Below are 25246 nucleotides of genomic sequence, written 5' to 3' on the forward strand. Positions count from 1 at the left end.
GTCCTTCCTCCAGTTTCCGTATTGAACCTTCCGATTAATATGTTATGTTATCAACCGGCTGCGAGCAACGCAAGCTAAAAACGACTGTTCTATTGTCGCACTTGCGCTTACACCCGATTCGCGCGCGACTACTGTTTGATTCCTCCGGCTGTTATACCCGAAACCACCTGACGTTGCATCACAAAAAACAGCGCCATGACCGGTAAAACAGCGACGGTCGAACCGGCCATCAGGTGCTGCCAGTCAACCGCCTGGTGGCCCTGCATGAGTGCGAGGGCGACGGGGAGCGTGCGCAGCTCGTCACCGGACGTGAGAATGAAGGGGAATAGAAACGAGTTCCAATTGGTGATGAAGGCGAGCACCGCCAGCACGGCGATAACTGGTTTGCAGAGGGGCATCACGACGGAGAGCAGGATGCGCATCTCCGAGGCACCGTCCACCCGCGCAGCTTCCTCCATGGAGGGCGGAATCGATTCGATGTACTGCCTGGCGAGGAATATCCCGACGGGATTGACGAGGAACGGCAGGATCAACGCCCAGTAGGTGTCGTATATACCGCCCTTGAGGCAAATAAGGTACAGTGGGATTATGACAATGTGTACGGGGATCATCATGACGATGACGATGCTCATAAAGGTGAGTCGCGAGCTCAAAAACCGAAACCGTGCGAGCGCATAGCCAACCATCACGCAGAACAATACATTGCCGGCGGTGACGACTGCAGCCACGAAGAGCGAATTGAACAGGTAGCGGGCAAGGCTGCCTTCCGCAAAGAGATCGGCGAAGTTTTGGAGCGTCACGGCGCCGCTGAACAGGACTTCGCCGGAAATTGAGAGCGCCTTATCGAGCAATGCGACCCGGATCATCCACACGAGCGGCCCGACCATGACGACCAGCAGCGTGACGAGAACCGCGTAATGCAGCGCGGCGATGAGCGGCGGACGGCGAATCACCATACCGGCTCTTTTCTCCTCATCAACACGAACTGGAGTATGGAGAAGACCCCGATGATAAGAAACAACACATACGCTGCCGCGGAGGCATAACCAAACTTGAATTGTGTTTGCAGCCCCGTTTCGTATACGAAGTACACCACGGTAGACGTGTCGAATCTCCCCTTGGTCATGACAAAAATTTCCACGAAGACCTGAAATGATTTGATCGAATTGATGACGACGATGAACAGGGCAACCGGACGCAGCATGGGCAGCGTAATGGAGACAAACTGCCGCCAGGCCGAGGCGCCGGCAATCTCCGCAGCCTCATATAACTCATCAGGAATAGCTTTGAGCCCGGCCAGAAAGATGAGCATATAGTAACCGGCCGCCATCCATACATCCATGGCCATGATGGAATACAGCGCTGTCGACCGATCATAGAGAAAACCGTTGACCGGCGGTTCGAGCCCGGCCATCCGTGCCAGCATTGCGATATATCCGCCCCGCTCGAACAGATTCGTGAAGATGAGCGCCACAACGACCATTGAGGTCACCCAGGGCATGAAGTACGCAGAACGGAAGAAACCACGTCCCTTGAATTCTCTGTTGACGAGCAACGCCAGACAGAGCGAGACGATGGTCGAGACGGGGATAGTCCCCAGGACAAATATGAACGTGTTCTTGAGCGAAGAAATGAAATCAGCGTCGGAGAACAACGCTCGGTAGTTGTCCAGTCCGATAAATCGCGGCGGATGAGGACTCAACAACTGGTAGTCGGTGAAGCCCATCCACAGTGAATAGAGCAGGGGAAAAGCCCAGAAGACAGCAAAACTCACCGTCCAGGGAGACGCAAAAAGCGCGGCGGTGAGCGAACGTGATCTCATTGCTCGATTAGTTCGGTTATGCGCTTCTGAGCTTCCAACAGCGCAGTCGCCGGCAGGCCGCGACCGAACAAGGCGTCTTCCACGGCTCTCTCGATCTCGTCTTCGATATAGACCCAGTTCGGATCGACCGGGGGATTTTTGGCGAGCTGGATCTGCTTGATGAAGGTCAGCTTGTTGATGTCATTCTGGAAGTACGGATCGGCCTGAGCCTGTACGCTTGACGGGTTGGTCGATCTGTTAGCCTTGCAGAATCGCACCTGGTTGGCGGGGCTGGTTACAAATCGAACAAATGCCAATGCGTGGTCACGGTGTTCGGATTTTGCGTTGATGGCAAGAAATTCTCCGCCCATAAATGAGCGACCGGGATATCCCGGCCCGGGGAAGAGAGTGGTGACAAAATTGATTTTGCGCTTCTCCAGTTCAATCCGTTTGAGCAACCAGTCGCCGGAGAGGATGAATCCGATTTTGCCGTCGAGAAATGCGTCTTCGATTCCGCGCTGGTCCGCCACGTAGCCGTAGGCGTCATTGATCCATTTGTAGTCTTTGAGGGCATCGACCGCTTTCGTGGAGGAGACCACGCAGTACCTGCCGTCGTCGGTGAAGACCTGGCCACCATAGGTCCAGAAAAAGGGCAGAAACTTCTTGTAGAGACGATGTTTTTCGGCCGTATTCGAACCCCATCCGTAGATCCCATTCGGCCGGCCAACGGTATCGATTTTCGCAACCGCGCCGTAAAAGTGAGGGAGCGACACGGGCACCCATGTGGAATCGTACCCGGCCATGGTAAGCAGGTCCCGATTCGCGAACAGGACTCGCGTTCCCAGAATCCACGGCACGGCGTAGACTTTGCCATCATATGTGGACATTCCCCACCCCTGGAACCCGGATGAGTCTGTCGCGATATCTGCGGAAATGTCCGCAATCTGGCCGTTTGCCGCGAACTGAGCGATCCAGTCAGAGCCCAATTCGACAATGTCGGGTCCCCGTCCTGAGGCAAAGCCTATGACGATTTTTTCATGACCGTTCGCCCAGGTCAAATCGGTCACTTTGATATCTATTCCGGGATTCTGTCGTTCAAATTCCTGTACCATCGAATCGATAGTCGGCTTGATAGCCGGGTCGGTCCAGAATTGCCACCACTCGATTGTCGTATCGGCCGAGGCAGGGGCGCCCAGACAGGACAGTGCGAGCGCCATCGTCAAGCAGCAGAAGAGTCGAGATTTCATAGTCATCCGTATAGTCCAGGGTGCGTTTATAGCGTTATTCTCCAATAAAGTCCGGCGTGTGGAGTGCGTCAAACAAAAATCTTTTTGTTGCGTCCGTATGCAGCCCCTCATTGTCTTTTGACAATGCCGGCACTCTATTCACAGATCATTATACTCAGCGGCGGCGCCACGTGGTTCGACAAAACCACTCTGCCGGTGTTTATTGCCGCCGTGGTCGCGATCGGGATCGTCCTGTTCACGACCCTGCACCGTCGAAGCCGTGATACGTTCGCGATACGTAAAATTGCCGGTCTCGATGCGGTCGACGAGGCGATTGGCCGGGCGACCGAGATGGCACGGCCGGTTCTGTTTACGCCGGGCTGGGGGGGTGATATTCAGCGACCGACCACGATTGCCTCCATGAACATACTCAGTCACGTAGCGGCCAAAACCGCCCGGTACGATTGTCGGCTCGTGTATCCCACCCACGATCCAGTCTTGATGAGTGTGGCCCAGGAGGTCGCGCGGGAGAGCTACGTGCGCGAGGGTTACCCGGATCGCTTTGTAGAAGACGACATAACCTATGTCTCGTCTTCACAATTCGGCTACGCGGCGGCGGTCGAGGGCATGGTTGCAAGGCTGAAACCGGCATCGGTGTTTCTGCTGGGCACGTTTGAGGCGGAGTCGCTCATCATGGCGGAGACAGGGAACTCTGTCGGTGCGATCCAGATCGCCGGCACCGATTCGACCATTCAGTTGTCCTTCTTTATTGTTGCCTGCGATTATACGCTGATCGGGGAGGAGCTCTTTGCGGCGTCCGGGTATCTGTCGGGGGATCAATCGATTTTGGCCTCGGTTCGGGCGCAGGACATGATGAAGCTTCTGATTATCGTGCTACTGGTCCTGGCGGTCGCGTGGGCGACTCTGGATCCGGCGTCAACGTGGTGGCGGTTCTGATGCGCCGGCGCATTCCGCAGATCGTGTGCGGCTTATTCGGCCTGGTGACGTTTTTGTGTTACTTCTCCGACCACCCGGTCGCACGGGACATCTACCTGACCGTTACGCTTGATTACTGGCAGATCATTTTTGCGTTCAGTCTGATAGTGGGGGCGATATCCTATGTCCGGGTCAATCTTCGCGGCGTGGAGCGCGGGGTAGACCGTCCGTACCGCATCGTGTCGCTCGCGGGCGTATTCCTCATGCCGGTGCTTGCCGCCGTCTGGGGCATAAAGGGCGGGAGTCCCTTTATGTGGGTGTTCGAGAACGTGCAGGTGCCGATGCAGGCCACGGTGTTTTCACTTTTGGCGTTTTTCGTTGCTTCGGCGTCCTACCGCGGATTCCGCGCGCGATCGCTGCAGGCGGCAATCCTGCTCGGCGCGGCGTTATTGATGCTGGTCAGCAGGTCGGCGATCGGCGATCTTCTGTGGAGCCAAATACCCGAGGCGGCGGAGTGGGTGAGAAACACCCCGGCGATGTCGGCCCGCCGGGCGATATTGATTGGCATCGGGCTGGGTTCGCTGACGACGTCCGTTCGGGTGCTGGTCGGCATTGAACGCACCTGGCTGGGAGGTGACAAGTGAGCAGGCTGGAAGCGCGCCATTGGGTATTTCTCGGATTGTTTCTGGTGGTGCTTGTTTCCATGGTGCTGCAGGTGGATCTCGGCGTGACGGTGTCCGACGACTCCAGGCGCATGCACGATTATCTCGAATCGCTTCCGCCGGGTTCGACGCTCTTGATGTCGTTCGACCTGGAAGCCTCGTCGCTGCCGGAGATGCGTCCGCTGGCCCTGGCAATCATCCGCCACGCCGTTTCGCGCGGCCACCGAATAGTCGGTGTTGCGCTTCTTGCCGAAGGCACCGGTATCGGGTATCGCCTGCTCGAACAGGTTGGACGCGAGTACGGCAAAGTATACGGCGAGGATTACGTCTTCCTCGGTTTCAAACCGCAGTACATAGCGGCGATGCTGTCAATGGGTGAGTCTATCAAACAGACGTTCCCCGAGGACTATCTGGGGAGGCCCTATGATTCACTTCCGGTTCTTCGCAGGATTACGAACTACGCGCAGATCGACGGGGTGATTTCGCTCGCGGACGGGTCGTTGACCACGCACTGGATCGAATACGCGGGCAATCAGTATGGGGTTCGCGTGTCGGCCGCAGTCGCCGCGGCGATGGTGACCACATACGACCCGTACCTGGCATCGGGACAGCTTCATGCCATGATCGGCGGCCTCCGGGGCGCCGCGGAATACGAACAGCTCATTCATCGCGGGGGCAGCGGCCTGCGAGGAATGCTTGCGCAGACGACGTCTCACGTGTACGTCATCGTGATGATCCTGATCGGCAACGTGGCGTTTTTCCTCGGAATGCGCAAACGGAGGGCCGGGTGATGGATATCGGGACTATCGTTGCCGGACTTCTGACTCTGGCGATCCTGACCTTTTTGTATCGGGACAACCCGATTTACAAGATGGCAGAGTCCCTGTTGATCGGAATCGCCATCGGTTACATCCTCGTTATCACCTGGACAAATTCGCTGATGTCGCTGTTGTTCCGTCCCCTGTTGAATGAGGGAGCGGTCTGGCTGCTGATCCCGCTCGCATTAGGACTTATGATGTTCGGTCGCCTGCACCGACGCACCGCCCTGCTGTCGAGGATCCCGATCGGCGTGCTTATCGGCTCGGGCGCCGGCGTGGCCATTCCTGCCATGCTGGACGCCCGGACACTACGTCAGCTGTCCGCAACGGTGGGCCCGGTCATCACAACCGGCGGCGTGCCCGATGTCTCGATGCTCGTGGTCCTGATCGGGGTCATCAGTACCCTCATATACTTCTACTTCAGCCGGGAGCATGTGGGCTGGTGGGGTCGCACGGCCCGGCTCGGCACGTGGTTTCTGATGGTATTCTTCGGGACCACGTTCGGGTACACGGTCATGTCGCGGATGTCGACCTTCATCGGCCGCATGGAATTTGTGCTGTCTGACTTCCTTCGCGTGATAAACTGAGGTCGCGGGTACGGCGGCAATGACATGCCCACGGTGCAAATCGGCAATGGAGGTGCTGAAGCGCACCTACCACAAGCAGCGCAAGTGGATCTGTCCGAAGTGCGGTTATGTCCGGTTCCAGAAGGTCAGAAAGTGATTGAAACCGGCCCGTCTTTCCAGCTATACTGCAACTGATTGAATTCTGCTTCGTATGCCGAGTAATATCTCTGTGCGACGGGTATTAATCTCAGGGCATCCTGACACATGGATCAAATACGCGTAGGAACGTCGGGTTACAGCTTCGAGGACTGGCGGGGACCCTTTTATCCTCAGGAGATCGAAAAAGGGAAGATGCTTGACCATTATGTCAAACATTTTCCGACGGTTGAGATCAACTCGACTTACTACCGCATCCCGCATCCGGCGGTGATGGGGAAGATCGTCCAGAAGACGCCCGAGGGTTTTGATTTTATGGTTAAGGCTCCGCAGTCGTTCACGCACAAACGGACAGATTTCGAGAACGACATAACAGCGTACCAAGATTGCCTGAGGCCGATGGTCGAATCGGGCAAGCTGTCGGGCGTGCTGGCGCAGTTTCCTTTCGCATTTCGATACAGTCAACCGGCGCTCGATCATCTTGTGCGCTGTCGCGACGCGGTCGCGCCGAATCCGCTGTTTGTCGAGTTTCGCCACCGGAGCTGGGTGAATCGCGGTATGTACGACCGGCTACGGGCCGAGCAGATCGGCTACGTATGTGTCGATGAACCGGATCTCGCGGGGCTTCTGGCTCCGGACTGTTTTGCGACGACCGATACGGGGTACATCAGGCTGCACGGCCGAAACGCCGAGCACTGGTGGAAGGGAGGGCCGCTGCGATACGACTATTTGTACACGCCTGAGCAACTCGGGGAGTGGAAAATGAAGGTCCAGAAGCTGCTCGGGAAAGTGAAGCGCGTGTATGTGTATTTCAACAACTGCCACGACGGTCAGGCGGTTACAAATGCGGCGGAGTTCATGCAGATGATCGCGCAGGGTTAGGCCGCTTTTTTGTTGACCGTGGCGGGTCGAACGTGAAGATTAGCCATTCGTTGGAGGATAATATCGAATGTACCTGGTACTGGACAAAGTCCGCAAGGAGTTCGGAGACAAGGTTGCGGTCGACGATTTGTCGCTGGAGGTGCCTCGGGGCGCTATCTATGGGATTATCGGCCCAAACGGCGCCGGGAAGACCACGACAATCCGCATGATCATGAACATCATAGCCCCGGACTCAGGTCGGGTTCTGTTTGAGAACAAAGAGGCCGACAGCCGTTTTACGGATAGAGTCGGCTATCTCCCGGAGGAACGGGGGCTGTACAAGAAAATGCTCGTCAAGGACGTCATGATTTACATGGCGGAACTGAAGGGCAAGAAGGCATCAGATGTCACGCCGCACATCGACCGCTGGCTTTCACGCATGGAATTGCTCGATTACAAGGTACGTAAGGTCGAAGACCTCTCCAAGGGCATGGCGCAGAAACTCCAGTTTCTGACGACGATCCTCCATGATCCGGACGTTGTTATTCTCGACGAGTTGTTTTCCGGCCTCGATCCGATCAACATGGAACTGATGAAGGACGTACTGCTTGAGTTGAAACGATCGGGCAAGACGATCCTCTTTTCAACGCATGTCATGGAGCAGGCCGAAAAGCTGTGCGATTATATCTGTATGATTTCGTCGGGTAGGAAGGTCCTCGACGGCAAGATGGCTGACGTCAAATCGCGGTTCGGCAAAAACTCCATTCAGGTGGAGATTGACGGAGACGGGTCATTCGCACGTACGCTTCCGGGGGTAGCGTCGATGACCGAGTTCAGTAACTACATTGAGCTCCGGCTGAACCAGGGAACCGATCCCAGCCTGATCCTGAAGCAGATAGTCGACAAGGTCGCCGTTCGTCGTTTCGAGGTCATGGAGCCGTCATTGTACGACATTTTCATCGATACGGCGAAAGTCACCCGCACGAGACTGCTGGGGGAGGAGAAGGGGGCGGCAAATGTCTAAGTTCTGGGTCATTTTCAAGCGCGAGTATACGCAGGTCGTCAAAAAGAAGTCTTTCATCGTCGGCATATTTCTAACGCCGGCCATCATGGCGGCATTCATGCTGCTTCCCGGGCTGCTGGCGAGTTCCGAGCAGTCCGAAGCCGAGCCGATGGTCGTAGTCGATCAGAGCGGCCAGGGGATCGGACGGCGTTTTGCGGAGTCGCTGGATCATTACCGAATCGGCAAAGACAGCCTGCCGGCCTACCGGTTCGTCCACATCTTCGAGGTGCCGGCCGCGGAGCAGGATCGCTACCGGCAGTTGATCGACTCTTTGTCGACCGCGATTCAGGACAAAGACGTCAAGTATGTCCTGGCGGTTCGTCCCGATCCACAGATCTCCGACAGCAATCTTACGCTTATCACGAACTCGGACGACTTCCAGGCCATCAACCGGTTTGAGCGAACGCTGACGGATATTGTGTCGTCGATCCGACTGCAGGATTCCGACGTCAATCTGCCGGTCGATTCCGTTCTCAAGCTAACCCACCGGATTAACCTTCCCATCCGAGATACGCAGGGAGAGTCTATTCCGTTCGAGGTGAAGTACTTCTCGGCTCTGATCTTCGTCATGCTGATCTATGCGATGATCGTTTCGTACGGCAGTATCCTCATGCGATCCGTTATCGAGGAAAAGAGCAGCCGAATCATGGAGGTGCTGGTTTCATCGGTCAGTCCCTTCCAGTTGATGCTCGGAAAAGTGCTGGGGCTCGGCGCTGCAGCGTTGACAACGGTGCTGGTGTGGGTGGCCCTGGGGGCGGCGGTGATGGCCGCGAGCGGCTCGGCGACACTTTCGATCAGTGACGCGATCGGGAGGATGGTCTTTAATCCCGTGATCGTGGTGTTTTTCGTGCTATTCATGATTTCCGGTTACCTGTTGTATTCCACGATCTTCGCTTTGATCGGGTCGATCCTCAATTCCGAAAAGGAATCACAGAATTATATATTTCCGATCGTCATGTTTTTGATTCTGCCGGTCATCCTGGGTATCGGCGTGGTGCGTGACCCGTATGTCACCTGGGCGCAGGTGCTGTCATACATCCCGCTTTTTGCGCCGACAATGATGATAATGAGGATCATGTTCATAGCGCCGACGCAGACGGACTATTCGTTGTTCTCGGGAATCGTGGCGGAATCAACGATATCATTTTTGTTGGTGGTCGCCGCTACAGTCGGTATGATCTGGCTGACGGGTCGGATTTTCAGGATTGGAATTCTGATGTACGGCAAGCGTCCAACTCTGCCGGAATTGGTACGGTGGGTCGGTCACAAATAGGCGGACAGGGAAGTTACCGAAGCGATGATTCGACGAGCGAGTTTGCCCAAAGTGTTGCTGTTGCTGGCTGCGTTCGTGTTTTTCTCGGCCAACACGGTGTACTTCGTGGAAGGCGGGGACAAGCCAGGGCTTCGGGCGCACTTTCAGGACCAGCGGCCGGTTTACCAGTTTGACTTCGATCATATTCGGACCAATGCCCCGTACCTGAATGCCAAAGCCGCAATCGCGGTCAATTATGCCAACGGCGAAGTTTTGTGTGCGAGAAGCGCTGATGAGCCGCGGCCGATAGCGTCGATTTCGAAGCTGGTTGCAGCCATGGTGCTCATCGATAAGGGCGTCAATTGGGACACTACGGAGACGATTACCAAAGAGGACGCGTACCGTTCATCCAAATCGCGGCTCCGGGTGGGGTATACGCTGACGCTGAGGGATCTTCTGTACGCAGCGCTTCTGAACTCCGATAATCGCGCCACCAGAGCGCTGGCCCGCGCATGCTGCGGCTCAATTGAAGCGTTTGCTCAGGAGATGAATCGTAAAGCCTTGAGCCTCGGCCTCAAACACACGTCATTTGTGGAACCGACCGGCCTGAGCGATGAGAATGTTTCCACCGCCCACGAGGTCGCCAAGATACTGCACTATGCCCGTGATTATGAGATGATCGCGAAGATTACGTCCCAGCGACGGAGCCAGACGGTACGGGTTGTCAATAAATCCGGCCGTGCTCTTCAGATGGCCAACACGAACCTCATGATTCACTCGCCTTATAAAGTACTGTCGGGAAAAACCGGTTATATTCGTGCCGCCGACTACTGCCTGACCACCATGCTGAAAGATGGCGACGGTGACGTACTCACGTTAGTGGTCCTGGGCGTACCCGGCGACCGGCTCCGGTTCAAGCAGGCTCGAAAACTTGCCGATTGGGCGTTTGCCGAAATCGAACGATCTGAGTCGGCGCCAATCGCCGACCGCTGATCCTCGGCGCAGTCACCCCCAGCCGATTTCCGTACAATCGCGCAGTCCGGTGGGGAAGAAGCTCCATGGCCGCCCGACCGCAGACTTCCCGGACTTTAGAGAACTCCAGTGTCGACATGGTCGGCAGTTCTTGTGTAGTATTTGGCTTGTCTAGTGGCCGCCAATAGATTCCTCGGCTGGTTGAGACAGAGCCGTTTGTTACGACAGGGTATACAGAAGAGTGTGGTTCGTCGGAGTGTGGGATATGCGGCCCCCTGAGAATGTCCTATAATATATATTATGTTAATATCCCGTCCGTTATATACCGCCTGATACGACCGATACCTGACAATTTCCGATTAATCCGCCTTTATCCCTTTACGACCACATTCAGCAGCCGGCCCGGGACATAGATCTTCTTGATGATGTGCTTGCCTTCAAGGTGTGCCTTGACCCGATCGCTGGCCAACGCCACGCGCTCGACTTCTTCCTGGTTCACGTCGGCGGATACACTTATAGAGTCGCGAAGCTTGCCATTCACCTGAACAGCGATTTCGATCAGGTCTCCGATTATGGCCTCGGGATCCCAGCCAGGCCAGCCCGATTTGAATACGGATTCGTTCATTCCGGTTCGGGACCAGAGCTCCTCGGCGGTGTGCGGCGCAAGTGGCGCGATCAACTGGATACATTTGAGGATGATCGTGTCGTTTAGGTGATCGTCGGAAATTCGAGCACAATCGAAATCCCGTGTCAGCTCCATGAGGGCCGCGATCGCGGTATTAAACTGGAGACGTTCGAATGACTCCGAGCACTTTTTGACGGTCTGGTTGAGCTTGACGTAGACGGCCCGGTCATTTGCCACCATGTCGCCAATCTTAAAGTGTTGCTTTAAGTCAGGGTTGGTCCCCCGATACATATCCGCCAGCGGAACAAGACGATTTAACAGGAACTTCTCCACGCCGGTGATGCCCTCGTCCGACCACATGACTTCTTTCTCGGATGGTGCGGTGAAAAACATCGCGAGACGGGTCACATCAATTCCGCGCTCTTCCATTACGGTGATGGGCGAGACCACGTTGCCTTTGGATTTGGACATCACTTCACCCCGGGCGTCCATTACCATCCCGTGGTTGAACAGCCGGGTAGCGGGTTCGTCGAACGTGAGCCAGCCGATGTCGCGCAGGAACTTGGTAAAGAATCGGAAATAAATCAGATGGCCGGTTGCATGCGTGACGCCGCCTACGTACAGGTCAATAGGCATCCAGGCCTCGGCCTTGGTTGGACTGAACGGCTCAGTATCGTTGTGCGGGTCTATGTACCGCAGGAAATACCAGGATGAACAGACAAACGTATCCATGGTGTCCGGGTCGCGCTCGGCTTTTCCGCCGCACGCCGGGCAGGTCACATTCATAAACTCCGGGACATCAGCCAGGGGCGATCGTCCCTTGGGCATGTAGTTATCTACTTTCGGCAGTGTAACCGGTAACTGCTCGTCCGGTACGGCAACGGGTCCGCATGCCGGGCAGTGTATGATCGGAATCGGGCATCCCCAGTAGCGCTGGCGGGAGATGGACCAATCCTTCAACTTGTAGTTCGTAACCTTGCGGCCCAGGCCATGTTGCTCGGCGTAATCCGAGACGGCCGCAATAGCCTCTGCGCCGACCAGACCGTCGAACCGATCCGAATTCACCATAATGCCGAAGTCCGTGAAGGCGTCAGCCATCTCATTGCTATGCAATGCAGTGTCTTTGTCCGGATGAATCACAACTTTAATCGGCAAGTCGTATTTTCGGGCGAACGCAAAGTCGCGTGTATCATGCGCAGGGACGGCCATAACCGCACCCGTACCGTATCCTGCCAGCACGTAATCAGCTACCCAGAGTTGGACGCGGTCTTTGGTGAAGGGATTGACCGCGTACTTCCCGGTGAACACGCCGTCCTTGTCGCCGGTTGTCGACGCCCGATCGATTTCCGAACGTGCGAGCGCCGTCTGGCGATACTCGGAAACGATGGCGGCATGTTTGTTATCGAGATTGAGCCGATCGATCAGTTCGGACTCCGGTGCGATGGCCATGTACGTTACGCCGTAGATAGTGTCGGGGCGGGTGGTGAAGATCGGGAGCTTCTCCCCTGTTTCCTCGATAACGAAGTCCACCTCGAGGCCATGGGACCTTCCGATCCACTCGCGCTGCATCGTTTTGACGTTTTCCGGCCATTCGGGCAGTTTGTCCAGGTCATCGATCAGCTGGTCCGCGTAGTCGGTGATCTTGAAGTACCATCCGACCAGCTCCTTTTTCTCGACTTTCGCGCCCGAGCGCTCCGCATAGCCGTTTTTCACCTGCTCGTTGGCGAGCACGGTCTTGTCCACGGGATCCCAGTTGACCCAGCTTCTCTTGCGCACGGCAAGTCCGCGCTTGAACATCTGGATAAACATCCACTGAGTCCACTTGTAGTAGTCGGGAAGGCAGGAGGCGACTTCGCGGCTCCAATCGAAAGAGATCCCCACCTTCTGGAGCGTGCGTTTAGAGACCTCGATATTCGACAGGGTCCACTTCTCCGGATGGATACCGCGCTGGATGGCAGCCCGTTCGGCGGGCAGACCAAACGCATCCCATCCGAACGGATGCAGCACGTCCTTGCCGAGCATCATTTGTTGTCGCGCGACGGCATCGCCGATGATGTAATTGCGGAAGTGTCCCATGTGGATATCGCCCGACGGGTAGGCGAACATCACAAGCATGTAGAACTTATTGTTTTTGTCCGGGATGTCAGCGGTGCGATACAGATCGGATTCGGCCCATATCTGCTGCCATTTGTTTTCAATCTGTTTGAAGTCGTAGCGTTGCTTTTTCTCGGCCGAGGCCATATGGGACTCCCAGTGCCCGCTCGTGTATATACCAACAATTGGCGCACATAATAACAAAATCGGAAAGTCGAGGCAAGGGTTTACCCCGGCATCCGGATCGCATTCAGATGCCGCGCAGACGGTTGAGCAGGACCGTGCCGCCCGAGAGGGCATGTGCCGCTGCCGCCTCAATCCGTTCCATGCGGCAATCTCTCATGCGGCGCACAACGGCGTTGATGGTGTCAAATCCGTACACGGCAACCCGTCCGAGGGCAAGGGGCGGGTCAACAGCGCTCGGATGCTTCATTGTGTACGCGGCCGTGTATCCTTCGGTTCGGGCAGCATCTCTTACGCGCTCGTCGTGCCGGCCGAATGGGTATGAAAGGAGGGTCACCCTCTCCCCTGTTAAGTCCTCGAGTCGCCTCCGTGAAGACCTCAACTCCTCGCGCAGACAGCCGTCCGGGAGACCGATCAATTCCCTGTGGCTGTGGCCGTGTGAGCCAAACATGACGCCACATTTATGTAATGCCGTGATTTGATGCTCGGTGAGGTGCGGTACCGAGTGGACCACATGACTATAATCCCATCGATTTGGGCGTCCGATCCATCCGGTCGGCACAAATACAACCGGTCGGAAGCCGAACCGCTCCATTAACGAAGGCACGATGTCGGCGAGATGCGCATACCCGTCGTCAAAGGTCACTCGAACGGATCGGGAGCATTGTACGGATTCGTTTGCAAGAGAAAACTCCTGGTCCGCGAGGCGGCTCAGGAGCTTGTGCATTCGCCTGGGGTCATAGTTGGTGACGCCGTAGCTGAATCGAGGCATCACCTTGTGGAATGCGAGGACGATCGGCCCGTTTTCAGACAACATCCTTCAAAACGTCTTTTTTGACCGGACCGAGCACGGTAACGGCCATGTTACCATTGTCGAAGACCCTGTCAGCAACGCGGAGGATGTCCGATGATGTTACTTCGTCGATCGCTTTCAGCGTATCCCTTATTGAAACGTATCGACCGCACATCAGTTCAAGTCGCGCGATCCGGCTCATCCGGTTATAGGTCGACTCCATGCCGAGGATGATCTGTCCCTTCAGTTGCGCCTTGACCTGATCGAGCCTCATTTTGGAGAGGCGGTTCCGACGCACTTTGGCGACCTCGCGACGAATAATCTCCATGGCTTTGCTCAGGTACCGTCCGTCGGTAGCGAGGTACGTCCCCAGTATGCCGGAGTCTCGATAGAAGTCGTGGAATGTGTAGACGGAGTACGCGAGTCCGCGTTCTTCCCGGATTTTCTGAAACAACACTGACGACATTCCGCCACCGAGGTGAGTGGCCAGCGCCGTTATCGGCATGCGATCCAGAGAACCGTACGGCACGCCGGTATAGCCGATGCAGACGTGCGTCTGCGAGCCCTTGTCACGGATCACATCGACCTGTCGCTGCGCGGCCCGCCTGGCGTCGGGTGCCTTCGGAGACTCACCGGGGACGAACGAGAACTTCTCCCGGGCGAGGTTGACGAGTTTTCGGTGCGACACGGCGCCGCTGGCGGCGAGTACGACGGAGCCAGCCTGGTAATTGCGTCGGTAGTAATCCAGCATTCGACGGCGGGACATGCTTCCGATGGTTGTTTCACTTCCCATGATCGGGTTGCCCAGCGGGTGCGCGCCCCAGTAGGTGCGGGCAAACTCGTCGAAGAGCTTGTCGACCGGGTTGTCGAGCGACTCCTTGATTTCCTCGATGATAACCGTCTTCTCGCGCGACAGATTGTGCGCGGTCATGCTGGGATTGCAGGCTATGTCGGCAAGGACATCGACGGCTTCCGGCAGGTATTCGTCAAGCACGCGGGCGGTATAGCACGTTTGCTCGCGCGACGTCCATCCGTTCAAACTTCCGCCGAGCGATTCGAGCGACGAGGCAATCTGACGCGCGGAGCGGCGTCGCGTCCCCTTGAACACCATATGTTCAATCAGGTGCGAGACGCCGTTTTCGATGTCGGATTCATTTCGGGATCCGACGTCGATCCACACACCAAGTGAGACAGACCGAACGGCCGGCAGGGTCTCGGTGATCACCCGCAGGCCGTTCGCAAGGGTCGTCTTATGGAATGCGCTCTGCGTTGTTCGTCGGGTCGTCATTACCCTCTCGATACTGACGGCAGCCCTCAGCCGCGCCGGCTGGTGCTGGGCTGACTATTGCCCTGCAGCAGCGCCTTGCGCGACAGGCGGATTTTGCCGTCACGGTCGATATTGATAACCTTGACTTCCATGCGGTCACCGACCCGGCAGATGTCTTCGACCTTGTTCACGCGTTGGGTGTCGAGTTCGGAGATATGCACCAGGCCATCGGTTCCGGGAAGGATTTCAACAAAAGCGCCGAAATCGGTGATACGGCGTACAATCCCGTTATACACCTTGTCGATTTCCGCTTCCTCGGTGAGCGCCTTGATTCGCGCAACGGCCGCCTGTCCGGCTTCGCCGTCGACGCTCGCGATCAGCACCGTTCCATCATCGTTAATATCGATCTTCGCGCCGGTTTCCTCGACAATCGCCCGGATGACTTTGCCGCCGGGGCCGATCACGTCGCCGATCTTGGCGGGGTTGATCTTTATGGTGATGATACGCGGCGCGAACTGCGACAGCTGCTCGCGATGCTTGGAAATCGTTGCGTTCATCCGGTCGAGGATGAACAGCCGGGCCCTGCGGGCTTTGTCCAGCGCCATGCGCATGGTGTCGATATCCAGACCGGTGATCTTGATATCCATCTGGATGGCGTTGACTCCTTCGCTGGTGCCGGCCACCTTGAAGTCCATGTCACCGAAGTGATCTTCATCGCCGAGGATGTCGGTCAGCACGACCGTTTTGGAGTCGGACTTGATCAATCCCATGGCGATACCGGCGACCGCAGTCTTGATCGGCACGCCCGCGTCCATGAGCGCGAGCGAACCTCCGCACACGGAGGCCATCGACGAAGACCCGTTAGACTCCATGATGTCCGAGACGACCCGCACCGTATACGGGAAGGCTTCCTCGTTGGGGATCACCGGGACAAGCGCCCGCTCGGCGAGGTTGCCGTGGCCGATTTCACGACGCGAGGTGCCGCGAATTGGCTTGGTCTCGCCGGTCGAGAAGGGCGGGAAGTTGTAGTGGAGCATGTAGCTCTTGGTAGACTCGCCTTCGAGTTCGTCCAGGCGCTGTTCATCATACTTGGTACCGAGCGTCGCCGCCACCAGCGCCTGCGTCTGACCACGGGTGAAAAGCGCAGAGCCATGGGCGCGCGGAAGCACGCCGACTTCACAGGTAATCTCGCGGATGTCGTCAGGACCGCGGCCGTCGATACGGCGCTCTTCAGTCAGGATCATGTTTCGCGCGGAGGCGCTGTCAAGATCGTGCAGCACGGTTTTGATATCGCTCTCGCACTCTTCGAATTCCTCGGCGAGGGCTTCCAGAACTTCGGCTTCGATTTCTTTCTTGCGCTTGCGGCGATCTTCCTTGGCGACGATTCGGTTGGCATCGTCGAATTTTGTGCCCACGAGTTCAGTCACGCGGTCGACCAGCGGTTTCTCGATGGCCACCGGCGTGTACTCGAACTGCTCCTTGCCGCACATGCGCTTGAGTTCTTCGATTTTTTCAACAATCAGCTTGATGTGATCGTGACCGAACATCAGCGCGCCGATCAGGTCTTCCTCGCTGACCTCCCGGCCGCCGCCCTCGACCATCGTGATCGCATCGGCCGAACCGGCCATGACGATAGTCAGGTCGCTCTCTTCGAGCTGGTCGACAGTGGGGAAAACGACATACTGCCCGTCGACGCGGCCGACCCGCAGCCCCGCGACCGTCTTGGAAATCGGGACGTCCGAAATCGCAATGGCGGCCGCCGTCCCGATCAGCGCGAGGACGTCGGTATCATTCTGCTGATCGTGTGAGATGACGAAGCTGATGCACTGTGTTTCCCCCCGGAAGTCATCCGGGAACAGGGGTCGAATGGGTCGGTCGATAATGCGAGCCGACAGGATTTCCTTTTCCGACGGGCGGCCTTCGCGCTTGAAAAATCCGCCCGGGATTTTACCGGCAGCGTACGATTTCTCGCGATACTCGACCGTCAACGGGAAGAAGTCGAATCCCGATTTCGGTTCGGTGTCGGCACAGACGGTGGAGATCACCATCGAGTCGGCGAGCCGAACCGTAACGGCTCCGTTCGCCTGCTTCGCCATTCTGCCGCTCTCGATGGTCAGGGTACGGCCACCGATTTCTAACTCTACTGTATACGCCATGCAATTGTTTCCTTACCGCCGCAAACCGAGTCTCGATATGACGTCGCGATAGCTCTCGATGTCGCGATCGGCCAGGTAGTCGAGAAGGCGTCGACGCTGCCCGACCAGCTTCAGCAAGCCGTGCCGGGAGTGAAAGTCCTTCGAGTGATCTTTAAGATGTTCGGTCAAATACGCGATCCGCTCCGTCAACAGCGCGATCTGCACCTCCGGCGAGCCGGTGTCTTTGTCGTGCAGCTTGTGCTTGTCGACGATGTCTGCCTTTTGCTCCTTTGTCAAAGGCATTTTCTCTCTCCTTCAGATAGTATGTTCAGTACGCGTTGTTTGTCGTTCTCAATCTGGCGCACCAGCGCCTCGGTCGAATCGTACTTCCGATTCTCGCGGACGTAGCGAGACGGGTACACGATAATCTCTTCGTCGTAGATGTCCCGGTCGAAGTCGAAAATATTCGCTTCGACCGTCACGCGCGCCGTGGGATTGAAGTGGTTCTGCCCGATAAACATCATCCCGCAATACGACTCGTTTCCCACTTCCACCCAACATGCATAGACTCCGTCGGTCGGCAGCAGTTTGCGATTGGAATAGCGAACGTTGGCGGTCGGGAAGCCGAGCTTGCGCCCCAGCCCGATCCCGCGTTCGACAGTACCGTAGATCGCGTATTCATGTCCCAGCAGGCGCACCGCTTCGCTGAACTGACCTTCGGCCAGCGCGCGACGTATGCGCGAGGAAGAAACCGCTTCGCCGCCGACGATAACCGGCTGTACGACATCGACCTCAAAGCCGTATTGCCCGCCCAGCGTGCGCAGCAGGTCAATCGTCCCGGTGCGATTCCGTCCGAACTGGTGATCGTAGCCGACGATCACCTGCCTGACGCCGACCGTATCCACCAGCACGCGTTTGACAAATTCCTCTGCCGACCAACTCCTCAGCTCGTCGTTGAATTCCAGCACCAGCACTCGACCATCGAGAAAATCCGGTATGAACTTGATCTTCTCCTCTATGGTCGTCAGAAGCATCGGCGGGTCGTGCGGTGTCACAACGACTCTCGGATGCGGATGAAAGGTGACGAGCACCGGCTCGAGTGCGCGCCGCATAGCGCAATCACGCACCCGGCAGAGTATCTCCTGGTGGCCCCGATGAATGCCATCGAAGGTTCCCAATGTGGCCACCGCCCCGTTTTCGTTCGTGCGGGAGTAATTGTGTAATCCGCGAATGAAGCTGGTGGTCAATTCAATACTCTGTCGTACCTAAAAAGTTCTGCATCCGCCGGGCCGTCGCACGCGTCCGAATCGACCTGCGCGCGACCAACCGCGAGACATGTCCCGGCCCGATCTTTCAGGACGACCGTTTCTCCGGCCGCAAACCGGCCGTCGAACCGAACCACGTCGCCATACCGCACGGGCGGACCCTGGACCACGCGTCCGGCAAGTTCGTCCGAAATCTCGATCGCCGCAAACGGCAACACCCGTTCCAGCGGCAGTAAGTGCTTTTCTAACTCGCGGTTAGAGTGCAATTGATTAATATCATTCAAAGTCAAAGACTCGTCAAGAGAGAATACACCAACCCGGGTTCTTTTCAGTGCCGACAGGTACGCTCCACACCCCAGCCGTTGCCCCAGTTCGTCGGCCAGGCTCCTGACGTATGTCCCCTTGCTGCAACGCATTACAATGCTCAAATCGGGCGGTTCCCAGGCGAGCAGATCCAGCCCGTCGATAATCACCGTTCGTACGGGCAGTTCGGCGACGGCCCTGCCCTTCCGGGCCTCTTTATAGAGCGGCCGACCGTCGATTTTGACCGCAGAAAAGGGAGGAACGGTCTGCTGTACCGTCCCGACAAACGTATCAAGTGTCGCCCTGAGAAGACCAGTATCGATCCCCGACACATCGGCGGGTACGGCCGCGTCATCGACGCCTTCCGCATCATAGGTTCGCGAAGAGAGGCCGAGGCGGATGACGGCTTCATACGTTTTGTCCATATCGTTCAGGTAGCGGGAAACTTTTGTTGCACGGCCCAGACAAATCACGAGCAGCCCTTCGGCCAGCGGATCCAGTGTCCCGGTATGTCCGCCGCCCTTCTGATCGATTGCCCGCCGCACGGCGTAGATCGCGTCGTGGCTGCTCATGCCGACCGGTTTGTGCAACAGCAGAATCCCGTGGTACCGCTCACCGGCCATGGATCGCCTTCTTCAGCAACTGCAGCAGCATCTCTCTGGCGCGGGAAACGGGCTGGTTTATGGTACATCCCGCCGCGGCGAAGTGTCCGCCGCCGCCGAACTGCGAGGCAATTTCAGCGACGTTGATCCCGTCCTTGGACCGCAGCGATACTTTTGTCACGCCCCCGTCTACTTCTTTTAGCAGCGCCCCGGCGAGCACGCCGTGACTGTACAGCGTGTAGTCGACCAGCCCTTCCGTCTGTGAGACGTCCGCGCCGGACTCTTTCAGCATCTCCTGTGTGAGATACAGAAGACAGACACGCTGGTCGAAGTGAAATTCGATACTGTTCAAGACACGTCCCGTGAGAATCATGGTCGAGGGCTTCATGTCGAAGTAGACGCGATCCGTGATGCGTCTTGGATCGGCGCCAAGCGCGATAAGCGCGCCGCCGATTTCCATCGTGCGCCGTGTCGTCGCCGGATACCGAAAACGCCCCGTGTCCGTAAGAATGGCCGTATACAGCGACGTCGCCATGCTGGGCGAGATACTCGCGTCAACGGCGTGAAGATACTCGTAGACCATCTCGCCAACCGACGACATGTCTGTTTCGATCCAATTGACAACACCTAACGGCAGGGCGTCCGGGTGGTGATCGATATTCACTATGGTCACTGACGAGTTCAGCAGCCGCCGCGGCTTACCGACCCGTTCGAGTGTCGGGCACTCAAGTATAACGGCGGTGTCGATCGGCGGATCGACCGACAGGGAATCGGTGGGTACGATGGTCTCCACCGACGGAAGGAACTGGTATTTCTCCGGAATGTCCGAATCCCGCAGCAAAACGACCTGTTTGCCGATGGTCCGGAGGTACTCGCCAAACGCGAGCTGGGAGCCGAGCGCGTCGCCGTCCGGATCGAGGTGAGAAACGACCATTACGATCTTTGCGGAGTCGAGCTGCGCTTTGATGCGCCCGATTGTCTCTGATCGCCGCTCAGTCAGATTCGTCGTCTTTTCGTTCACGCTTGATTTCATTAAGAAGCTGTTCGATGCGGATGCTGCCCTCGATGGACTTGTCGAACACAAACCGGAGTTCCGGGACGTGGCGGATACGCAGTTGTCGTCCTATTCTTGCACGGATGTGCGGACTTTCCTGCTGGAGATACGCCGCCAGCTGTTCGCGTTCGGCCTCGCTGCCGAAGCAGGAGTAGAACACCTTGGCATAGCGGAGGTCGTCGGTCAGTTCCACGCGGGTGAAGGTCAGCATACCGGAAATGGGGGGCTGCATGTCCGTCTCGAACAGGTGAGATATATCCCGCAACATCTGGCCGCTGAGACGGTCGGAACGTTTATACTGACGCATCGCCGTACCGTACCGGGTCAGCTCTGAAGCGTGCGCGCCGTTTCGACCAGCTCATACGCCTCGATCACGTCGCCGAGTTTGACATCCTGGAAGTTCTCGATACCGATACCGCACTCGTAGCCTTCCTTGACCTCGCGAGCGTCATCCTTGAAGCGCCGGAGCGAACCGATCGATCCGCTGTACACGATCTTGCCGTCGCGCACCAGCTTGATTCTGTCTTTGCGGTTGATGCGGCCTTCCTTCACGTAGCAGCCCGCGATCAGCCCCACCTTGGGGACACGAAACGTGTTACGCACCTCGGCAGATCCGACCAGATTCTCGGATACTGTCGGCGACAACAGGCCTTCCAGCGCCTTGCGAATATCGCTTTCCGCTTCATAGATGATCGAGTATTGCCGGATATCAACTTTCTCGGTCCTTGCAAGTTCGCGTGCGCGCGTATCCGGAGCGACCTGGAATCCGATAATGACGGCGTCCGACGCTGCCGCCAGAAGAACATCGGACTCCGTAACGGCCCCTACCCCGCTTCGTATGATATGAGTCTTCACTTCGTCGGTGGCGATCTTCCCAAGCGTGTCCGACAACACTTCCACCGAGCCGTCGACATCGCCCTTGATGATAAGCCGGAGTTCCCTGATCTGTCCTTCGCGAATCTGGTCGAAGACTTTCTCGAGGGTAACGGCACCCTGCGGCCTGCGGTGTTCGTATTCGCGCTTGATCTGGCTGCGTCGCAGGGTGATTTCGCGCGCCTCCTGATCGTCATGCACGACGAGGAAGCTGTCCCCTGCCTGAGGGACGCCGGAGAGACCCGTAATCTGTGCGGGAGTCGACGGTCCGATTATCTCCATCTTCTCCTCGCGGTCATTGACCATCGTCCGGATGCGGCCGGAGTACATGCCCGCGACGATAGGATCTCCGATAGCGCACGTTCCGCGCTGGATGAGCACGGTGGCGACCGGACCGCGGCCACGCTCGAGTCGAGAGTCGACTATGACGCCCTGCCCGCGAATGCCGGGATCGGCCTTCAGCTCCAACAGCTCCGCCTGCAGCAACACCATATCGAGCAGTCTGTCGATGCCCTGCCCCGATTTGGCGGAGACTTCGACCATTATCGTTTTGCCACCCCAGGACTCGTCCAGCAGATTATGCTGTGACAACTGGGTGCGCACGTTGTCCGGATTGGCGTTAGGCTTGTCGATTTTGTTGATGGCGACGATTATCGGGACGTTGGCAGCACGCGCGTGATCGATCGCTTCCAGCGTCTGCGGCATCACCGATTCGTCGGCCGCGACAACCAGGATGACGATATCCGTAATCTGCGTCCCGCGCGCCCGCATGGCGGTGAACGCCTCGTGACCGGGCGTATCAAGGAAAACGATGCGCTGGTCATTGTGGTGCACTTCGTACGCCCCGATATGCTGCGTGATCGCGCCGGCTTCACCGGCGACTACGTTGGTGTGCCTGATGTAGTCGAGCAGCGATGTCTTGCCGTGGTCGACATGCCCCATGACGGTGACGACCGGGGCGCGCAATTCGAGTTGATCTTCATGTTCGTCTTCGCGGGCCTCGTCGCCGATGTCGCCGACCTCGCGTGTCTCGAAACCGAACTCGCTGGCCACCATCTGTATCGTGTCCATGTCGAGGCGCTGATTGATTGTGGCCATGGCGCCCATGCCCATGAGTTTGCCGATAACGTCTACCGGCTTTACGTCCATCAGTTTTGCCAACTCGGCAACCGACATGTACTCGTTGATCTCGATGACGTTGCTGTCGTGGTTGTCGGCCTCGTCGAATTCCGATCCGCCGCGACGGTATTTCCGGCGGGCCTTGCCGCCGCTGATGCCGGCCATTGTAGCTTTAAACGCACGCGCGACCTCGGCCTTGTCGACTTCTCGACGCCCCTTTTTGCGGCGACGTTCTTTTTTCTTTTTCTTTTTCTCAATCCGCCGGAGCACACTTGACAGCTTGTCGGTCGAGTCCTTGACCTTGATACCGCCGCTGCTGGTCACCACGGACGCATCGGAAACCGGGCCCTGGCCCTGGACGGCAGGCACTTTCGCCTTGGCCTGGATCTTCTGCTTCATGTCCTTTTTGGCTTCCTGTTTTTCGACGGCGAACTTTTTCTCCACCGCCTCGACCATCTCAGGGGTCGCCACGGACATGTGCGACTTGGGCTCAAACTTCAACTCTTCGAGAATCGTGAGCATAGCGTTCGAGGAAATCTTGTATTCCTTTGCCAGCTCGTAGATGCGTTTAGATTTGCCTGGCACGTGTAACCTCCTCGAATGGTCGCCTGTGTGGTGTATACGCCGGTTCGTGACTGCGGTTCACTCAGGCAGACTCCTTGTCGTCCTCTGGTTCATCCGTTGACTCTTCGTCATCCTCGTCATCCTCATTACCGGCGGCGGCTTCCGGAACATCATCTTCTTCCGTGACATATTCGTCATCCGACGTAAACACATCGTCTACCTTCAGCGGCTGTTCATCGTCGGACGGTTCCTCGGTGGCTTTTTCGGCCGCCCGTGCCGCATCATACTCAGCCTCGAGTTTGCGGACGTACTCCTTGGCCCGCTCAATCAGCGTCTCAGCGGTCTTCTGGCCAAGCCCTTCGATCTTGGTAAGCGTCTCAGCCGAGGCTTCAGCCAGCCGCTGTACGGAACTGATATCCGCCTCAACAAGGCGATTGCGGATCTTCTCGCCCACGCCCTCCAATTGACCGACCGGCACCAGCATCTCGGCCTCGCGGCGCTTGGCCTCGCTGTACTCCGTTTCGGACATGATATTGACTTTCCATCCGGTGAGCTTCGAGGCCAGACGCGCATTTTGACCGTTGCGGCCGATCGCAAGAGAGAGTTTTTCGTCTTCGACCGCCACGGTCATTTTCTGCTCCAACTCGAACATGTCGATATTGGTGACCTTGGCGGGGGCCAGCGCGCGCGTTACGAATAGCTCCGGATTGGAGGCCCACGGTACGATGTCGATTCGTTCGTTATTCAATTCGCGCACGATACTCTGCACGCGGACGCCCTTGATGCCCACACAGGCGCCCACCGGGTCGATGCGCTCGTCGGACGAATACACCGCCACCTTGGCCCGTTCGCCGGGTTCGCGGGCGATCGCCTTTATCTCGATCACGCGCTCATAGATTTCAGGAACCTCCAGCGCGAATAGCGCGCGAAGGAACTCGTCATTGACGCGCGAGAGCAGAATCACCGGACCTCGGGGCGACTGCTGGACATCCAGAATGTACGCTCTGACCCGGTCTCCCTGGCGGAATTTCTCACGGGGGATTTGCTCCCTGACCGGCAGAATGCCCTCGCCCCTGCCGAGATTCACGATGACATTTCCCTTGTCGATCTGCTGCACGATGCCCGACACGAGGGTACCGACCTTGGAGATGAATTCGCCGTAAATGCGTTCATGCTCGACATCGCGGATCTTCTGAATCAGGATCTGCTTGGCCGAAGCGATCGCGTTGCGGCCGAACTCGAACTCGTAGTCGAGGTAGATGTCGATTTCGTCGCCGATTTCCGCGGTCGAGTCTATTTCGCGGGCGTCATCGAGTTTAATTTCGATCGTCGGATCGGATACCGAGTCCACCACTTTCTTCGTGGCGATCATGAACAACTCGTTCGACTTCTTTTCGTACTTAAACGAGATGTTGTCGGTGTACTCGTATTTCTTTTTGGCGGCGGCCAGCAGACTCGCTTCCAGCGTTTCCACGACGGCGTCAAAATCGATGTTCTTTTCCCGCGCGATCAGCGTCATCGCATCCAAAATGTCGAATGCCATCCAAGCACTCCCTCGTCAAAAGACAATGGTCGCCTTCTTGATCTCCGCAAGCGGAACCGACAGCGTTTCGGTTCCATCCGAAAACGTGACCGTGCCGTCACCGGCGGAGACAATCTCGGCCGTTACTTTTTTGCGCGCCGGGTCAGCGAACAGCACTCTAACGGTCTCCCCGACCCGGAAGCGGAAGTCCCGCTCCGTCGTCAGGGGGCGATCGAGCCCCGGCGAGGATACCTCGAGCGTGTACCCGTTTTCAAACCAGTCGGTATTGTCGATCAGGTCACCGACCGCCCGCGAGAGGCGGGCGCACCGGTCCAGATCCACACCATCGCTGCCGTACACGAACAGCTTCAGCGTCACGCTGCTTTTGTACCGCGACAGCACGATGTCAGCCAGTTCACAGCGTTCCGCGGCGAGCGGCGCCGTGACCAGATCCGCTATCCGGTCTTTCAATTCCTGATCGCGATTCATCGACCTCAATACGCCACGCCGGGTCCATGCCCGGCGTAACCTGCA

At 57.3% G+C, this 25246-nt stretch carries 23 protein-coding genes; 8 read left to right on the forward strand and 15 right to left on the reverse strand.

Annotated elements, in window-relative coordinates; genetic code table 11:
- Positions 1-128 precede the first annotated feature (128 nt).
- Genes RBT76_03985 through RBT76_03995 form a run of 3 tightly spaced genes read right to left on the reverse strand, consistent with a single transcriptional unit; the run spans position 129 to position 3048 of the window.
- Entirely contained in the window at positions 129-956 is an 828-nt protein-coding gene (locus tag RBT76_03985; protein ID MDX9856929.1) for a carbohydrate ABC transporter permease, read from the reverse strand.
- Positions 950-1822, reverse strand: coding sequence for a sugar ABC transporter permease (locus RBT76_03990; protein MDX9856930.1), 873 nt, complete (start codon positions 1820-1822; stop codon positions 950-952). The genes RBT76_03985 and RBT76_03990 overlap by 7 nt, the downstream gene beginning before the upstream one ends.
- A complete protein-coding gene (locus RBT76_03995) occupies positions 1819-3048 on the reverse strand; it encodes an extracellular solute-binding protein (GenBank protein ID MDX9856931.1) in 1230 nt (409 codons plus the stop codon). The genes RBT76_03990 and RBT76_03995 overlap by 4 nt, the downstream gene beginning before the upstream one ends.
- Before the next feature lie 123 nt (positions 3049-3171).
- Between RBT76_03995 and RBT76_04000 the strand changes: the two genes are divergently transcribed.
- The 8 genes from RBT76_04000 to RBT76_04035 all read left to right on the forward strand — a co-directional run bounded on the left by RBT76_04000 (position 3172) and on the right by RBT76_04035 (position 10334).
- Positions 3172-3984 carry a hypothetical protein gene (locus RBT76_04000; GenBank protein MDX9856932.1) on the forward strand — a complete coding sequence of 271 codons (813 nt, stop codon included), beginning with the start codon at positions 3172-3174 and terminating at the stop codon, positions 3982-3984.
- Positions 3942-4607, forward strand: coding sequence for a hypothetical protein (locus RBT76_04005; protein ID MDX9856933.1), 666 nt, complete (start codon positions 3942-3944; stop codon positions 4605-4607). Before RBT76_04000 ends, RBT76_04005 begins: the two co-directional genes overlap by 43 nt.
- Positions 4604-5416, forward strand: coding sequence for a hypothetical protein (locus tag RBT76_04010; protein ID MDX9856934.1), 813 nt, complete (start codon positions 4604-4606; stop codon positions 5414-5416). The genes RBT76_04005 and RBT76_04010 overlap by 4 nt, the downstream gene beginning before the upstream one ends.
- Positions 5416-6030 carry a hypothetical protein gene (locus tag RBT76_04015; GenBank protein ID MDX9856935.1) on the forward strand — a complete coding sequence of 205 codons (615 nt, stop codon included), beginning with the start codon at positions 5416-5418 and terminating at the stop codon, positions 6028-6030. The genes RBT76_04010 and RBT76_04015 overlap by 1 nt, the downstream gene beginning before the upstream one ends.
- 243 nt (positions 6031-6273) lie before the next feature.
- Complete coding sequence (locus RBT76_04020; protein ID MDX9856936.1) at positions 6274-7047, forward strand: DUF72 domain-containing protein; 774 nt, start codon at positions 6274-6276, stop codon at positions 7045-7047.
- A 67-nt stretch (positions 7048-7114) separates the two neighbouring features.
- Positions 7115-8050: an ATP-binding cassette domain-containing protein gene (locus RBT76_04025; protein MDX9856937.1), complete on the forward strand. Its 936-nt coding sequence runs from the start codon at positions 7115-7117 to the stop codon at positions 8048-8050.
- The gene (locus RBT76_04030; GenBank protein MDX9856938.1) at positions 8043-9362 is read left to right on the forward strand and encodes an ABC transporter permease; all 1320 of its coding nucleotides are present in this window, start codon (positions 8043-8045) and stop codon (positions 9360-9362) included. The genes RBT76_04025 and RBT76_04030 overlap by 8 nt, the downstream gene beginning before the upstream one ends.
- Positions 9363-9413: 51 nt before the next feature.
- Positions 9414-10334, forward strand: coding sequence for a serine hydrolase (locus tag RBT76_04035; protein ID MDX9856939.1), 921 nt, complete (start codon positions 9414-9416; stop codon positions 10332-10334).
- Positions 10335-10683: 349 nt separating this feature from the next.
- On the opposite strand, the gene leuS is transcribed toward RBT76_04035, so the two are convergent.
- The 12 genes from leuS to RBT76_04095 form a co-directional block, all read right to left on the reverse strand.
- Positions 10684-13179, reverse strand: a complete 2496-nt coding sequence (gene leuS, locus RBT76_04040) for a leucine--tRNA ligase (GenBank protein MDX9856940.1) — start codon at positions 13177-13179, stop codon at positions 10684-10686.
- Between the two features lie 103 nt (positions 13180-13282).
- Entirely contained in the window at positions 13283-14032 is a 750-nt protein-coding gene (locus RBT76_04045; protein ID MDX9856941.1) for a polysaccharide deacetylase family protein, read from the reverse strand.
- Entirely contained in the window at positions 14022-15296 is a 1275-nt protein-coding gene (locus RBT76_04050; GenBank protein MDX9856942.1) for a pitrilysin family protein, read from the reverse strand. Before RBT76_04050 ends, RBT76_04045 begins: the two co-directional genes overlap by 11 nt.
- A gap of 26 nt (positions 15297-15322) precedes the next feature.
- The gene (pnp, locus tag RBT76_04055; GenBank protein ID MDX9856943.1) at positions 15323-17431 is read right to left on the reverse strand and encodes a polyribonucleotide nucleotidyltransferase; all 2109 of its coding nucleotides are present in this window, start codon (positions 17429-17431) and stop codon (positions 15323-15325) included.
- Between the two features lie 12 nt (positions 17432-17443).
- On the reverse strand, positions 17444-17713 hold the full coding sequence (rpsO, locus tag RBT76_04060) for a 30S ribosomal protein S15 (protein MDX9856944.1): 270 nt from the start codon (positions 17711-17713) through the stop codon (positions 17444-17446).
- Positions 17704-18657, reverse strand: coding sequence for a bifunctional riboflavin kinase/FAD synthetase (locus tag RBT76_04065; GenBank protein ID MDX9856945.1), 954 nt, complete (start codon positions 18655-18657; stop codon positions 17704-17706). Before RBT76_04065 ends, rpsO begins: the two co-directional genes overlap by 10 nt.
- Positions 18654-19601, reverse strand: a complete 948-nt coding sequence (gene truB / locus RBT76_04070) for a tRNA pseudouridine(55) synthase TruB (GenBank protein MDX9856946.1) — start codon at positions 19599-19601, stop codon at positions 18654-18656. The genes RBT76_04065 and truB overlap by 4 nt, the downstream gene beginning before the upstream one ends.
- Positions 19591-20601 (reverse strand): bifunctional oligoribonuclease/PAP phosphatase NrnA, encoded by a 1011-nt coding sequence (locus RBT76_04075; GenBank protein MDX9856947.1) that lies wholly within the window; start codon positions 20599-20601, stop codon positions 19591-19593. The genes truB and RBT76_04075 overlap by 11 nt, the downstream gene beginning before the upstream one ends.
- The gene (gene rbfA / locus RBT76_04080; protein MDX9856948.1) at positions 20573-20941 is read right to left on the reverse strand and encodes a 30S ribosome-binding factor RbfA; all 369 of its coding nucleotides are present in this window, start codon (positions 20939-20941) and stop codon (positions 20573-20575) included. The genes RBT76_04075 and rbfA overlap by 29 nt, the downstream gene beginning before the upstream one ends.
- A 17-nt stretch (positions 20942-20958) precedes the next feature.
- The gene (gene infB, locus RBT76_04085) at positions 20959-23211 is read right to left on the reverse strand and encodes a translation initiation factor IF-2 (protein ID MDX9856949.1); all 2253 of its coding nucleotides are present in this window, start codon (positions 23209-23211) and stop codon (positions 20959-20961) included.
- A gap of 61 nt (positions 23212-23272) precedes the next feature.
- Positions 23273-24733: a transcription termination factor NusA gene (nusA, locus tag RBT76_04090; protein ID MDX9856950.1), complete on the reverse strand. Its 1461-nt coding sequence runs from the start codon at positions 24731-24733 to the stop codon at positions 23273-23275.
- Between the two features lie 15 nt (positions 24734-24748).
- The gene (locus RBT76_04095) at positions 24749-25201 is read right to left on the reverse strand and encodes a hypothetical protein (protein MDX9856951.1); all 453 of its coding nucleotides are present in this window, start codon (positions 25199-25201) and stop codon (positions 24749-24751) included.
- Positions 25202-25246: the final 45 nt, after the last annotated feature.

Source organism: Candidatus Zixiibacteriota bacterium, assembly GCA_034003725.1.
Classification (GTDB): domain Bacteria; phylum Zixibacteria; class MSB-5A5; order GN15; family FEB-12; genus WJMS01.

Excerpts from the sequence above, each read along its gene's own strand:
- RBT76_04015 (MDX9856935.1), top strand. The coding sequence starts at position 5,416 with ATGGATATCGGGACTATCGTTGCCGGACTTCTGACTCTGGCGATCCTG.
- RBT76_04025 (MDX9856937.1), top strand. The coding sequence starts at position 7,115 with ATGTACCTGGTACTGGACAAAGTCCGCAAGGAGTTCGGAGACAAGGTT.
- RBT76_04045 (MDX9856941.1), bottom strand. The coding sequence starts at position 14,032 with ATGTTGTCTGAAAACGGGCCGATCGTCCTCGCATTCCACAAGGTGATG.
- RBT76_03985 (MDX9856929.1), bottom strand. The coding sequence starts at position 956 with ATGGTGATTCGCCGTCCGCCGCTCATCGCCGCGCTGCATTACGCGGTT.
- RBT76_04020 (MDX9856936.1), top strand. The coding sequence starts at position 6,274 with ATGGATCAAATACGCGTAGGAACGTCGGGTTACAGCTTCGAGGACTGG.
- rbfA (MDX9856948.1), bottom strand. The coding sequence starts at position 20,941 with ATGCGTCAGTATAAACGTTCCGACCGTCTCAGCGGCCAGATGTTGCGG.
- truB (MDX9856946.1), bottom strand. The coding sequence starts at position 19,601 with ATGGCCGGTGAGCGGTACCACGGGATTCTGCTGTTGCACAAACCGGTC.
- RBT76_04095 (MDX9856951.1), bottom strand. The coding sequence starts at position 25,201 with ATGAATCGCGATCAGGAATTGAAAGACCGGATAGCGGATCTGGTCACG.
- leuS (MDX9856940.1), bottom strand. The coding sequence starts at position 13,179 with ATGGCCTCGGCCGAGAAAAAGCAACGCTACGACTTCAAACAGATTGAA.
- RBT76_04030 (MDX9856938.1), top strand. The coding sequence starts at position 8,043 with ATGTCTAAGTTCTGGGTCATTTTCAAGCGCGAGTATACGCAGGTCGTC.
- pnp (MDX9856943.1), bottom strand. The coding sequence starts at position 17,431 with ATGGCGTATACAGTAGAGTTAGAAATCGGTGGCCGTACCCTGACCATC.
- RBT76_04000 (MDX9856932.1), top strand. The coding sequence starts at position 3,172 with ATGCCGGCACTCTATTCACAGATCATTATACTCAGCGGCGGCGCCACG.
- RBT76_04050 (MDX9856942.1), bottom strand. The coding sequence starts at position 15,296 with ATGACGACCCGACGAACAACGCAGAGCGCATTCCATAAGACGACCCTT.
- rpsO (MDX9856944.1), bottom strand. The coding sequence starts at position 17,713 with ATGCCTTTGACAAAGGAGCAAAAGGCAGACATCGTCGACAAGCACAAG.
- RBT76_03990 (MDX9856930.1), bottom strand. The coding sequence starts at position 1,822 with ATGAGATCACGTTCGCTCACCGCCGCGCTTTTTGCGTCTCCCTGGACG.
- RBT76_03995 (MDX9856931.1), bottom strand. The coding sequence starts at position 3,048 with ATGAAATCTCGACTCTTCTGCTGCTTGACGATGGCGCTCGCACTGTCC.
- nusA (MDX9856950.1), bottom strand. The coding sequence starts at position 24,733 with ATGGCATTCGACATTTTGGATGCGATGACGCTGATCGCGCGGGAAAAG.